General features: G+C 40.3%; 14 protein-coding genes. 7 read left to right on the top strand and 7 right to left on the bottom strand.

Annotation, left to right across the window (positions count from 1 at the left end):
* Window positions 1-47: 47 nt before the first annotated feature.
* Window positions 48-1,934 carry a TonB-dependent receptor plug domain-containing protein gene (locus tag B3H30_RS23285; RefSeq protein WP_286709510.1) on the bottom strand — a complete coding sequence of 629 codons (1,887 nt, stop codon included), beginning with the start codon at window positions 1,932-1,934 and terminating at the stop codon, window positions 48-50.
* 101 nt (window positions 1,935-2,035) lie between these two features.
* Window positions 2,036-2,947, bottom strand: coding sequence for a zinc dependent phospholipase C family protein (locus tag B3H30_RS23290; protein WP_286709509.1), 912 nt, complete (start codon window positions 2,945-2,947; stop codon window positions 2,036-2,038).
* A 219-nt stretch (window positions 2,948-3,166) separates the two neighbouring features.
* On the opposite strand from B3H30_RS23290, the gene B3H30_RS23295 reads away from it, so the two are divergent.
* Genes B3H30_RS23295 through B3H30_RS23305 form a run of 3 tightly spaced genes read left to right on the top strand, consistent with a single transcriptional unit; the run spans window position 3,167 to window position 5,783 of the window.
* Complete coding sequence (locus B3H30_RS23295; protein ID WP_088161122.1) at window positions 3,167-4,153, top strand: glycosyltransferase family protein; 987 nt, start codon at window positions 3,167-3,169, stop codon at window positions 4,151-4,153.
* A gap of 6 nt (window positions 4,154-4,159) precedes the next feature.
* A complete protein-coding gene (locus tag B3H30_RS23300; RefSeq protein WP_286709508.1) occupies window positions 4,160-4,891 on the top strand; it encodes an FKBP-type peptidyl-prolyl cis-trans isomerase in 732 nt (243 codons plus the stop codon).
* Window positions 4,878-5,783, top strand: coding sequence for an aldo/keto reductase (locus B3H30_RS23305; RefSeq protein ID WP_286709507.1), 906 nt, complete (start codon window positions 4,878-4,880; stop codon window positions 5,781-5,783). Before B3H30_RS23300 ends, B3H30_RS23305 begins: the two co-directional genes overlap by 14 nt.
* Window positions 5,784-5,789: 6 nt before the next feature.
* Here B3H30_RS23305 and kdsB read toward each other — a convergent pair whose 3' ends face one another.
* The 4 genes from kdsB to mazG form a co-directional block, all read right to left on the bottom strand.
* Window positions 5,790-6,533: a 3-deoxy-manno-octulosonate cytidylyltransferase gene (gene kdsB, locus B3H30_RS23310; RefSeq protein ID WP_286709506.1), complete on the bottom strand. Its 744-nt coding sequence runs from the start codon at window positions 6,531-6,533 to the stop codon at window positions 5,790-5,792.
* A gap of 88 nt (window positions 6,534-6,621) precedes the next feature.
* Complete coding sequence (locus B3H30_RS23315) at window positions 6,622-7,239, bottom strand: deoxynucleoside kinase (RefSeq protein WP_075992064.1); 618 nt, start codon at window positions 7,237-7,239, stop codon at window positions 6,622-6,624.
* Between the two features lie 12 nt (window positions 7,240-7,251).
* Window positions 7,252-8,250 (bottom strand): tryptophan--tRNA ligase, encoded by a 999-nt coding sequence (gene trpS / locus B3H30_RS23320; RefSeq protein ID WP_088161124.1) that lies wholly within the window; start codon window positions 8,248-8,250, stop codon window positions 7,252-7,254.
* Between the two features lie 75 nt (window positions 8,251-8,325).
* Window positions 8,326-9,138 (bottom strand): nucleoside triphosphate pyrophosphohydrolase, encoded by an 813-nt coding sequence (gene mazG, locus B3H30_RS23325; RefSeq protein ID WP_286834872.1) that lies wholly within the window; start codon window positions 9,136-9,138, stop codon window positions 8,326-8,328.
* Window positions 9,139-9,274: 136 nt separating this feature from the next.
* Between mazG and B3H30_RS23330 the strand changes: the two genes are divergently transcribed.
* From B3H30_RS23330 to B3H30_RS23345, 4 genes are all read left to right on the top strand, one after another.
* Window positions 9,275-9,574 carry a hypothetical protein gene (locus B3H30_RS23330; RefSeq protein ID WP_153848806.1) on the top strand — a complete coding sequence of 100 codons (300 nt, stop codon included), beginning with the start codon at window positions 9,275-9,277 and terminating at the stop codon, window positions 9,572-9,574.
* A gap of 4 nt (window positions 9,575-9,578) precedes the next feature.
* The gene (locus B3H30_RS23335) at window positions 9,579-10,103 is read left to right on the top strand and encodes a hypothetical protein (protein ID WP_286709504.1); all 525 of its coding nucleotides are present in this window, start codon (window positions 9,579-9,581) and stop codon (window positions 10,101-10,103) included.
* Between the two features lie 107 nt (window positions 10,104-10,210).
* Window positions 10,211-10,894: a hypothetical protein gene (locus B3H30_RS23340; protein ID WP_286834873.1), complete on the top strand. Its 684-nt coding sequence runs from the start codon at window positions 10,211-10,213 to the stop codon at window positions 10,892-10,894.
* A 109-nt stretch (window positions 10,895-11,003) separates the two neighbouring features.
* Window positions 11,004-11,753: an SDR family NAD(P)-dependent oxidoreductase gene (locus B3H30_RS23345; RefSeq protein WP_075992070.1), complete on the top strand. Its 750-nt coding sequence runs from the start codon at window positions 11,004-11,006 to the stop codon at window positions 11,751-11,753.
* A 58-nt stretch (window positions 11,754-11,811) separates the two neighbouring features.
* On the opposite strand, the gene B3H30_RS23350 is transcribed toward B3H30_RS23345, so the two are convergent.
* Complete coding sequence (locus tag B3H30_RS23350; RefSeq protein ID WP_286834874.1) at window positions 11,812-13,275, bottom strand: sulfatase family protein; 1,464 nt, start codon at window positions 13,273-13,275, stop codon at window positions 11,812-11,814.
* Window positions 13,276-13,278: the final 3 nt, after the last annotated feature.

A 13,278-nucleotide genomic window follows, 5' to 3' on the forward strand; every position in this document is an offset into this window, starting at 1 on the left:
AATTGATGGGAAAAGGGAAGAGAACCGATTTTGCCATTTGATCGGGTTTAATAGTTCAGTTTATATTTTGCGCCGATACTAAACCAACGACCGGGCATTGGAACGGCGGCAGCTTCTATATAACTCTTGTCAAATATATTCTGAACATCCACAAAGATGTTTAAGTCGTGGAGTTGGTACGATCCTCTTACGTCAGCGATGAAATAAGATTTGTAACTGATACGCTCATTAAAGCGGTTTGCAGAAGTTAACATCCAGTTCTTGTGGTTTATGGTAAAGTTGGCAATAACTTGATGCCTTAAGCTTTCAATAGCATATTTGGATAGTATCCCGTCTGCTAATGTTATGCTTGGGTTGAGATAATTATAACTTAGCGTTGTAAAGTATCGTGTCGTTGCGCTGGGATCATTGATATTATATCGGAATGAAGCATTGAATCCATCAATTTTATTTTTTCCAATATTTATTGGTTTCCAGGGAATGATCGTTCCGCTTCCTGTAGTGGCATCCTCTTTTTGCCAGTCTATGAAATCGCTTATCCTTCGATGGAAATAGCCCGCTTGAGCAATAATCCGATTGGATAAGTATTTTATACCACTTTCGATCTGATAGGCATTTTCAGAGCTCAGTGTGGGGTTTCCGACGTTGGCTGTCTGATTGGTGTAAAGATCCGTAAAGGAAGGGATCCGCTGGCTAGAACCTGCGTTGACTACAATCTTCCAATGTTCGGTAATATCATATCCCAAATCTAGACCCGGGAATACCTGCCAGCCAAATTTTGAGTTGTAATTGATGTAGGCACCAGAGTTGATCATCAGTTTTTTGATCGCCTCTGTTTTGAATTCAAGGTAGCCGCCGTAATTCTCCCGGTTATGGTCGCCAATACTGGTGCTATTGATGCGTTCAAATCGACTTTCTAATCCTAAGCCAAATGTACCATAACTTTGCTCCAATGTAGCATTGATTTCTGCTCCGAAGACGTTGCTGTAATGTTTGGATCTACCTTTGGTTGTTTCTCTGCCTAAATACCAATATTCATCTTCGTTGTAGCGATTACTGAGACGTGGACTGATGGAAAATGCCTGTGTTAATTGATGCTTGGACTGCAGGGAAGCGAAAGCTGTCTTAACCTGTTCATAAGCTTCCTTGTCACTCGGCGCAGCATAGTAACCATTGGCTCCAAATTGATTGTTGATATAGCCAACATTGGCTTTTATCATATTGGCTGTATTCGGTTGATATGTACCGTCATAATAGAGTTTATTATTGTTGGAGGCTGTATTATAGCGTTGTCCATTCGAATCTTCGTGACCAAAATATAAACCGTGGCTTGTTTGCTTGGTTAAGAACTGTGAGCCAAGCTGAACACCTTTACCATAATACTTGCCTGCACTTGTCTGCTCATTATCTTTGAATGAAGAACCACTATATACCTGGGCGCTAATTTGATTTGATTCAATTTTCTTTGTTACGATGTTAATGGCACCGGTTAGTGCATTAATACCGAAAATCCGTGAAGCCGGCCCCCGAATTATTTCGATGCGCTCGATGGCCTCTAGAGGAACCGGAAGGTTCATGTTGTGATGGGCACTCTGTGGATCAGTGATTTTAACACCATTGAGTAGGATCGCCGTCTGTTCAAAAGACCCACCGTCGATACTTATATCTGCCTGCGAACCAAATGGTCCACGTTGGCGAATATCAACGCCTGGGATATTGCTAAGCAACTCGTTGATTGATCGATTTGGTAGTCTCTGTATATCTTCCTGCGTCAATATTTGGATATTTTTGCTCTGTTTTGAAAAAGGGATCTGTAAGCGATTTTGATTAATGATGACTTCGCCCAAAGTGGTTGTGTCTTTAATCTGAGCAGTCGCAGCTCCAATACTCAGCACTAATGCAAGGTTTGTTAACGTAATATTCTTATTCAACATGCTTTCCTAGATTTTACGCTGCAAAAGTAGCTTAGCTGACTAAAAAATAAATAGTCCGGCATGAATAATACTGGTAGTCCGGATGATATTTTGTAACCTTCTTACATCCATTCTTCTCGGCCGATACGCTTTTTCCCCGTTATATCGATGTGATCTTGCTTGTCGCTGCTTTTTATTTTTTCGATGTTAGTCAAGTCGGGTTGGCCGGATTCGAGCCAGGCTGAATACCAATAGGAAGCAACGCGTAAAATGGTTTTTTGCATTCTCCTTTCAACCATACCGTTCATGGCTTCATGATAAGCTCTAGCATAACTGTCGGAATAGGTCCATACCAATTGATTGTTTCGCTCAATAAAAGATTTTTTTTGAGATGCCTTAAATTGACGATTAAGCCGGGCTTCAATGCTCAATACAGAATCCACAAGGCGATTGCTTTCACGGACGATACCCCAGGCTTCCGCTAAGGGATCTTTGATATAGTTGGCTTTTCCAACGCGAAGGTTGTATTTTTCTGAAAACATTTCCGGTAAGCGGCTCTCCCAGAATGCGTGTATACCGAGTTGATTCGTCAGCTGTCCATTATAATTTTTAGTCGTGTGCAATGGAACATGGGCATCAGCAATATAATGGCCGAGTTCTGCTGAGTGTTTGATGATCCGTTTATAATCTTTTGCTTGAAAGGCCTTAACAAGCTTTTGATAGGTAAGATTGATTTGCCAGGGCACAATACCATTTTTTAACAATTGCCTTTCTTGAAATTTCTCTTTGGCCTGTGACCAATGTATCGGCATGGAGTCAACTGTACTTTCCTTGCGGTAGTCCTCTAAATCTATAAAATGTCTTGGGCCTTCAGCGCTGTCTGTGAAGCAGCGTTTATCTGGATCAACAGCTTTTTCGGTAATAATGTCAATATTGGATTTATAGAACTTAGCCAACTGAGCGGGGAGCGCAAAGACGGCATAATGATTAATTTTTTTATGAGCAAAAAATCCCCACGATGTTAAAATTAGCATGGCGACTATGCAAAGCATTCGATAAAATAGAGACTTCATGGGGTATCAAACTGGCTATTAATTAATTGTTGATATTAAATATACGTAAAGGAAAATTAAAAATGGATTAACGATTTTTTTTATTGATGTTAATTTATATTTTCTTAACATAACTAAACAATAAAATAATATTGATACTCGTTAAAATTGATTAATTTGCCGACACAAAATACAGTCGTTATGAAGATATTGTATGCCGTACAAGGGACAGGAAATGGACATCTGAGCCGGGCAATGGATATTGTCCCCTGTTTGAGAGAGTTAGGGGAAGTCGATGTTTTGGTTAGTGGAATTCAAGCAGATCTATCATTACCTTTCGAAGTGAAATACCGTTTTCACGGGTTGAGTTTTATCTTTGGTAAATCCGGCGGAGTAGATCTGTGGAAAACATTTATGAGTTCGACGATCCGTAAATTTACGAATGAAATTAAGAGCTTGCCTATAGAAAACTATGATTTGGTGATCAATGATTTTGAACCGATTTCTGCTTGGGCTTGTCATTCAAAAGATTTGGACTGCATTGGGTTGAGCCATCAGATCGCTGCCTTAGATCCATCGAGTCCTAAGCCAGAAGATAGTGATATGCTGGGCAAATTTATTATGAAAAATTATGCTCCGTCTACCCATTCCTATGGTTTCCATTTCAAGCGATACGCCAAGAATATTTATCAACCGGTTATCCGTAATGCTGTTCGTGAATTGAACGTGACAGATCAGGGACATTATACGGTTTACCTCCCAGCATATGACGATGCGCATCTTTTAAAGCATTTGATGAAGTTTCCGGATGTGAAGTGGGATGTTTTTAGCAAACATAATTCGAAGGCATTTGACATGAAAAATGTAACGATAAGACCGATCAATAACCAATCTTTTATTGATAGTATGGCATCTTCTTCTGGAGTTTTATGTGGGGCAGGTTTTGAAACACCGGCAGAAGCGTTATATTTGAAAAAGAAACTGTTAGTTATCCCGATGAAAAACCAATATGAGCAGCATTTGAATGCAGCGTCATTGGAAGAGATGGGGGTGCCTGTAATTTCGAGCTTAAAACAGAAAAACATGCTGGCGATAGAAGCCTGGCTCAACAGTAAATCTAGGGTTGAAGTTGATTACCCTAATATCACGCAGGAAATTATAAATGAAATCGTGCAGAAGCACCGTTAAACAAACATGAAGTATATTGCATTAGCCCTATTATCCTTGACAACAGTCACAGGATTTGCCCAACAAAAAAAAACGAACATGACGGCGAAGAAGAAGGTCGTCGCAACTAAATCAAGTACAACAAATCAACTGAAAACGAAGGCCGATTCTGTGTCATATGCGTTTGGTGCCGATATCGGAAATTCACTAAAATCTATTGAGATCGATTACTTGAAGTCAGATGTTATTGCAAAAGCAATTTCGGATGTCTTGAAAGGGGAGAAATCGCTATTGGAAGATGGCCAAGGAAGAGCTGTTATCCAGCAGGCGATCATGGACGTTCGTGCTAAAAAAGAGGCTGCTAGCCGTGCTGAAGAAGATAAATTTTTTGCCGAAAATGCAAAGGTTGTTGGGATGAAATCTACAGCTGAAGGAATTCAATATCTTGTTCTAAATGAGGCGGAAGGTCCAAAACCAAAAAGTGACGATGAGGTAACAGTACATTATAGAGGTACCTTACTCAATGGAAAGCAATTTGATAGCTCATACGACCGTAAGGAGCCATTGAAACTATCCTTGGGTCAGGTGATCAAGGGTTGGCAGATTGGAATCCCGTTAATGTCCAAAGGGGCAAAATATAAATTTTTTATACCTAGTAGATTAGCGTATGGCGAACGGGCGACAGGTGAAATTCCTGCAAACAGCACATTGGTGTTTGAGGTAGAATTGCTTGATATTGGTGCAGATGGAACAACGTAAATTAGGAAATACAAGCTTAATCGTTTCGGAAATAGGTTTGGGCTGTATGTCGCTAAAAGGCAATCAGTCCAAACAATCCAAAGATATTATCCAAAAAGCTTACGAGAACGGGATCACTTTCTTTGATACCGCTGATCTCTACGATAAAGGCCTAAACGAGATGATCGTCGGGGAGAGTGTGCAAAGCTTTCGCAAGCATATTGTTTTGGCGTCGAAAGTTGGTAACCTTTGGCGTGCAGATGGATCCGGTTGGGATTGGAAGGCTTCGAGGGACTATATTATCAAGGCTGTGGAAGGTTCGTTGTCACGTTTAAAAACGGATTACATCGACCTCTATCAGTTACATGGTGGTACAATAGAAGATCCGATAGAGGAGATTGTTGAAGCGTTTGAGTTGTTGAAGAAACAAGGGAAAATCCGTGCTTATGGCCTTTCATCAATTCGCCCAAACGTTATCAAGGCATTTTTGTCCAAATCTGACATTGCCTCAGTAATGATGCAATACAGTCTATTGGATAGAAGACCAGAAGAAGAAATCAGTGGCTTGTTGGAAGAACGGGGTGTAAGTATCGTCGTACGCGGTGTATTAGCCAAAGGTGTTCTCATCAACAAACCTATTGAACCTTTTCTTCAGTATAGTTCGGGAGAGGTGGCCCATATCGTGAGAAACTTGGCAAATCTTTCCAAACGTATCGGAAAAGACAATATGATTGTTGCACTATCTTATGTGCTTTCTAACGCAGCTGTTGGTACAGCACTCGTTGGTGTGAGTACCAAATTGCAATTGGATGAATTGATCAGAGCAAAAGCGCAGATGATCAAATTAAGTGATTCGGATAAGCAGGTACTATTGGAAGGTGTCCGGTCGTTATACTATACCGAACACCGGTAAGCTTTACTATTTATTAAAAAATAGTCTTAATATTTTAGCGAGGTCTTCTTTTGTATCCACCGCGACAGTTTCATGCATTGTAATTGCCGTTTGAATGGTGTAACCGTTTTCTATCCAGCGCAGCTGTTCCAATGCCTCTGCTTCTTCTAGCATAGAAATGGGAAGTTGTGTCAGGGCTTTTAATGTATCTACCTGGTAAGCATATATTCCGATATGTTTATAGAATGTTTGCTTTTGTAACCATTGGTCTTTTTCCACACCTCTTAAAAAAGGAATGGTCTGCCTACTAAAGTAGATTGCTTCTCCTTTGCTGTTTCGGACAACTTTAGGGATGTTTACATTGAATAGTTCTTCCTCCGCAGTAATTTCTTTGACTAGGGTCGCTATCTGCGTAGTGGTATCTTCAAAACAATGTGCTAAAAGATCAATTTGCGCGGGGTCAATAAAGGGTTCGTCACCCTGTATATTGATGGCAACATCATAACCTTCTATATCCGTTATAACTTCGGCGCAACGATCTGTTCCCGATTGGTGGTGCTCTGCTGTCATGACGACTTTGCCACCAAAGGAAAGTACAGTTTGTGCTATCCGTTGATCGTCGGTTGCGACAACAACTTCGTTTAATTTTGTTGATTTTTTGACCTGTTCGTAGACACGCTGGATCATCGTTTTTCCTTCGATGTCGATCAGGGGTTTTCCAGGGAATCTGCTCGATGCATATCGAGCAGGGATAATACCTAAAAATTTCATCTTTTATTTTTTATCAATGGATGGGCAATTGAAATTTATCAAAAAGCCTGTAAAATAACGTTATTTTACAGGCTTTTTAATTCGTTGATTATTCGAACAATCCGAATAATTCGGCTTCGATCTTTTGAATGATATCGCCGAGGTCTTCTGGGTTTTTGGTGAAGTCCAGATTGTCCTTGTCCAGAATCATTACCTTACCTTCTTTGTAATTATTGATCCATTTATCGTATTTATCGTTCAGCTTCGACAGATAATCCAAGCGAATTGCGGATTCATAGTCACGGCCTCTTTTTTGGATATTATTCACCAGGGTAGGGACAGAGGCTTTGAGGTAAATCAATAAATCTGGCGGTTTGATATAGTGGATAATGCTTTGAAAAATATTACTATAGTTTTCAAAATCACGTGCGCTCATTAAACCCATATCATACAAGTTTTCGGCAAAGATATAAGCATCTTCATAAATGGTACGATCCTGAATCATATCAATGCCAGTTTCCTGCAATTTTACAATATGTCTAAAGCGACTGTTGAGGAAAAAAATCTGAAGATTGAATGCCCAGCGTTTCATGTCCGAATAAAAATCTTCCAGATAAGGATTGTTGTCTACAGCTTCAAACTGAGGTTCAAATTTAAAGTGACTGGCCAACATTTCGGTCAACGTTGTTTTGCCGGCACCTATATTTCCAACGATAGCGATGTGCATATTATTTCTAGCTTAATAAAATCTTTTAATACCAATAATCTCACGAACCTCTTTCAGTGTCTTGTGCGCAGATTCGCTTGCTTTTTCAGCGCCCATTTTTGCAACTTTAGCAATGTATGCATCATCGTTTGATATATCCTCAATACGGGAGCGTACATCGTTGGTTGCAAGTACCATATCTTCTGCCAATTGTTTTTTGAAATCACCATAACGAATTTCACATTTGTTATAGAGTTCATCAAAATGCTGTAACGTATCTGCAGTAGATACGACCTTCATTAAATCAAAAAGATTTTGGATAGCTTCAGGCTTAGGCTGGTTCATCTCAGTTGGGCCAGAATCGGATACAGCACGCATCACCTTTTTACGAATTACGGTTTCACTATCCGATAGATAAATACAATCTGCCTCACCATTGGATTTACCCATTTTTCCCTGGCCTGCAAGTCCGGGAACTTTCACCAATTTGTCGGAATAGGAGAATGCAAATGCTTCTTTAAAATAATCTACGTTGTATAAGCGATTGAAGCGATTGCCAAAAGTCCGCGTCATCTCCAAATGTTGTTCCTGATCTTTTCCTACTGGAACTTTTGTGCCATGGTGAATCAATATATCACAGGCCATCAAGACCGGATAGGTCAATAAACCTGCGTTAACATTGTCGGGATTGCTTCTAACTTTATCCTTAAATGCTGTAGCACGTTCAAGCTCGCCGAGATAGGCATTCATATTCATGTATAGATAGAGTTCCGCAACTTCTGGAACATCTGATTGAACGTAAATAGTCGATTTTTCGGGGTCTATTCCTGCAGCTAGATATTCAACAATAACTTGGCGAACCGTTCCCTGAAGTCCATGAGGAGTGGGGTGGGTCGTTAGTGAATGTAAATCCGCAATGAAAAAAAAGCAATTATATTCGTTTTGCATTTTCACAAAATTGCTCAATGCGCCGTAGTAATTTCCTAAATGTAATTTTCCGGTACTTCTGATACCGCTAACAACTGTTTCCATATTCCTGCGAATTTACGCATAAATTTGACAAAGTCGAATTAAATTCGGTCGGTGACTCCCTTTTTAGGAATTGCTTTATTTTTTTAATTTTTTAGCTTCATTCCAATAAACGTCCATTTCTTCTAAACTCATTTCCTGCAGCAGCTGCTTATTTTCAGCGGCTTTTTGTTCTAAATAGGTAAATCGCTCAATGAATTTTTTGTTGGTGCGTTCTAGAGCATTTTCAGGATTGATACCAATATGCCGTGCATAATTTATTAAGGAGAATAAGAGGTCGCCAAATTCCCCTTCTGCTTTTTCCTGATCCATAGGAAGTGCTGTCTCCAGATTAAATTCTGCTTTAAATTCGGCAAGCTCTTCCTCTACTTTTTCCCATACTTGTTTCTTATCTTCCCAGTCAAAGCCGACACCGCGAACTTTATCTTGGATACGATAGGCCTTTACCAAAGCGGGTAGGCCTTTCGGCACGCCGGAAAGAACAGATGTATTGCCTTCTTTGAGCTTGATTGTTTCCCAATTGGATTTGACTTGATCTTCTGTATCAGCACTGGTGTCGCCGTAGATGTGGGGATGGCGCGTAATCAATTTATCACAGATTGCATTGAGTACGTCTACGATGTTGAAATGTCCGTCTTCTTCGGCAATGCGGGCATAGAATACAAGATGCATCAAGACGTCACCAAGCTCTTTTTTGATTTCTGGATAATCTTTTTCCAAAATGGCGTCGGTTAATTCATACATTTCCTCCATGGTCAAATGTCGAAGGGATTCCATGGTCTGTTTTTTATCCCAGGGACATTCAATCCGTAAGGTATATAAGACATCGAGTAATCGTTGAAAAGCTAGTTGAGGTGTATGCTGATACGCTGGTGCTGCTAGATTTGCCATATTTCATCGTGTTTGGTAGCACAAAAGTAGAAATATGATTTCGAATAAACTATTTCAAATTGCGGAAAACAAAACTCTTTTGTCAATCGTTTTATAATAAAAATTAGAATTTAGATCGGATTTAGAACAATCAACTATGGAAAGAATGCATGGATACTCCTCTGCAAGTGTTGCCTTGGAAAAGTTAAACAACTTAGGTTACACGATAGATTATAATATTGAATTTGACGATTTGTTGGCTCATGCAGATCAGTACAGAATTGACTACTTATTTCGCTATGAAGGTGCATCAGATCCTGATGATGAATCGTCGGTGTATGGTATTAGCAAAAATTCGGGACAGAAAGGTGTTTTTGTTGCAGGCAATTTGTCTTTAATTGAAGGTAAGAAGCGGGATATTCTATTACAAATGGAACTTAAAGAGCGGGAGCGATAGCCTTATGGAAAAAAATGGAATGGAAACAACGGAGCGGCTTGAGCAGCTTAAGCTTTGGGCCTTGAAACGTGATGGTAAAGAGGCGGATGCGCAATACCATGATCTTGCTTCGGATCGATGGTTGCAGGTTTATAGAAATGAAGCATTAAACCTCATGAAAGCGGGATTCTACAATAAAGGCTCGGCTTTGTTTGAGTCTTATGTTGAGGTTCATTATCCGCATGAACTGGAAAAATTGATTGGCAAATTAGAACGTAGTTATGACAGTTTACAGCGTTTTAGTCCAGGATTGCTTGAAGATGGTTTTTATAATCTCGTTTTGGGTGATATCCCTTTGCTCATGGCTGGTACGATCGTTGTTTTGCTTAGGGCCAAAGAGTCTGATTTTCCATCCATTTACAATAATGATGAGGATGCCGACATGCGAAGCTCTCCAAATTGGCTTATACAGCAGTCAAACAATGATATTTGGGTTGATATGCACCAGACAGCTTTAAATAATATTCACTACCCGGATAAAATTCTTTAGTCTGGCAAAATTTTTGTTGTCGATCGTGCCAAAAAGAGGAAACCTGAATAGGTTGTTCACTTTTTGGACTTTTTATTGAATTATAAACCCATTCTAAATTTTATTTTATGATGTTGTACATTGGTATTTTTGCCGTTATCGTTGTGGCTTGCGTATTCATTTCTCTTATGATGATGAAAAAGCAAAAGGAGACGGCCAAAAAGTATGAAGGTGAATCCGGGATTGCCCTAGCTCCAGGCGTAAAGGATGAATTGTTAAGTGATGAATTTAGTGAATTAAGAAAACAGTTGAACGGCGCTCCGATCGACGCCTTTACGCAATGCGCGTATATTGCAACAGTTGGCGACAAAGTTGCTTCAGCTGCAGCTACAGCGGCCAAGACTGTTGCTTGGGCGGCTGTAGGTGTAAAGGCTCGTTATAATGAACGGGATAACGCTTCTTATCTGGTGCTTAGCAACAACGAGTTGCATTACGTATTTTTTGATGAGGGGGAGGTGAGAGATCATTTGTTTTTTGATCATGAAACCTTGCTCGATGCGCGAACTGCGCAGATTACTAATTCTGAAAAAGTAACACGCATGGGCTCTGTCATGGGCTTGAAACCTAAGAAAATGCATCTTGACGTCAATGGAAATGGGCTCGATATTATTTATTACGGCACTGTTCAGCGTATGCCACATGGTATTATTTCTCCAGGTTCAGGTATGTTCGAAACACAGGCGAGGCTTCAATTGATGGGGCGTTTGTTTTTGGATAGATTATATAAAAAATATCCGCAGCTACAGAACTAAGCCGCCGAGAAATGTCATTTTAGTTTCGTTTTAATTGAAGTAAGTGGCCTTTTTGACTTGATTCCGCATTGCTTTTAGTAAATTGTCTGTATCATAAAATTTATATCATATGAAAATTTTAGCAGATAAAGTAGCTTTAGTAACAGGGGCGGGTTCGGGGATCGGACTGGCAGTTGCATTGGCTTATGGTAAAGAAGGTGCAAAAGTCGTTGTCTCGGATATCAACGAGCAAGCGGGGAATGAAACCGTAAAACAAATTGAATCTCTAGGAGGAGAAGCTGTGTTTTTCAAAGCAGATAGCTCATCTCCCGCTGACAATGAGGCCTTGGTTGGTTACGCTGTCAAGACATTTGGCCGGCTTGATATTGCATGCAATAATGCTGGTATTGGTGGAGAGGCTGCACTAACGGGAGATTACAGTCTCGATGGATGGAAAAAAGTAATTGATATTAATTTCAATGGCGTATTTTATGGATGTAAATATCAAATAGAAGCCATGGAGAGGAATGGAGGCGGTGTTATTGTCAATATGGCTTCCATTCATGGTACCGTGGCTGCACCTATGTCAAGTGCTTATACTTCAGCCAAACATGCTGTAGTGGGACTGACAAAGAACATCGGCGCAGAATATGGTCAAAAAAATATTCGTTGTAATGCGGTTGGACCTGGTTATATTGATACACCGTTATTGGCTAAGTTGGATAAAGAGCATATCAATGCGTTAATCAGTAAACACCCCATTGGACGTTTGGGAAAGGCAGAGGAAGTCGCTGAGCTGGTTCTTTTTCTAAGTTCGGATAAATCGTCTTTTATGACCGGTGGGTATTACCTAGTTGATGGTGGTTATACTGCTGTTTAACAGATCAGTTTAAGAAAAAAGGGATCCAAATGTGTCGTGTTGGATCCCTTTTTTTGCACTATAATTGTGCTGCCGGACGTATTTCAGTCCCTTCCATGTTATTTAATCCGTCACCCAACGTGCGACGATATTTATCTGCTACCTGTTGGAGTTGTTTGACAATTTCGGGATATTGATCTTTTAGGTCTCTATCTTCACCGGGATCAATTGCAAGATTATATAATGCCAAGGGGACTTTTACTGTAGCATATTTTCCTGGATACCGATCGCCGCCTATGGTTGCAGATGCTTCGTATGTTTCGGTTTCAGCAGGAAAAACAAGCTTCCATTTTCCTTTTCGGATTGCTTTCAAATTGTTTTTATTATGATAATAAGCGAGTTCATCTCGTGGAGTACTTTGGGTATTACCCAATAGAAGCTCTGTAAAATCAATCCCATCGATTTTCTTTGTTGGCTTGACTGCCTGGGTAATATTGACAATCGTTGGTAGTAAGTCCATATTGGTCAAAAGCTGGTTACTTACAGTTGCGGGTTTAACATGACCGGGCCAGCTTATAATGCAAGGTACTTTTAATCCACCATCAAATATAGTTGCTTTACCCTCTCTGAGCCCTCCTGTCGAACCGGCGTGGTTTCCAAACGTGAGCCATGGACCATTGTCACTCGTGAAAATAACAATAGTGTTTTCGAGCAGATGATTTTGTTCCAACGTCTTCATCACTTCGCCTACGGACCAGTCTACTTCTTCCATAACGTCCCCAAACATACCGGCACCGCTTTTGCCTTTAAATTTTTCGGAAACGCCAAGTGGGACATGTACCATGGCATGGGCTAAATAGAGAAAGAAGGGGTTATTTTTATTACGTTTGATAAAAGAGACCGCTCGGTTTGTATAATCGGTGGTCAATTGATCCTGACCATCAAAAGAATCGATAATTTTAACTGTTTTGTTGCCTTCTACTAAAGGAAGTGGGGGGTATTGGGCCCGCCAAAAAGTTGAATCTTGCCATTTTTTTCCTTCATAATCGTAGGCCCACATATCATTGGAGTAGGGAAGTCCATAGAACTCGTCAAAGCCATTTCGAAGGGGAAGGTAAGGCTCTTTATGTCCAAGATGCCATTTTCCGACCATACCGGTTTTATATCCTTTGCTTTTCAATAGTTCGGCGATCGTTTGTTCATCGGGGTTAAGTGCAAATTTGGCATTATGGTCAATCGCGCCGCTAATGCCAATTCGCGTAGGGTAGCAGCCAGTTAATAGGGCACTTCGGGAAGCTGTACAGATTGGCTGCGCGGCATAAAAATCGGTGAAACGAAGACCTTGTGCTGCGAGTTTATCGATATTTGGCGTTTGGTAGGGGCCACCACCATAGCAGACTGGGTCGGCATAGCCCATATCATCCATTAAAATTATAATGATGTTTGGGGGCAGAGCTGGTTTATTCTCATCCGTAATAGAAGCTGCTGAAGCTCCAAGGGTAAATAAGAATGATATAAAAGAAAATATATACTTCAAATCCATCGT

Source organism: Sphingobacterium sp. UBA7038 (assembly GCF_002494055.1).
In the GTDB taxonomy this organism is placed as follows: domain Bacteria; phylum Bacteroidota; class Bacteroidia; order Sphingobacteriales; family Sphingobacteriaceae; genus Sphingobacterium; species Sphingobacterium multivorum.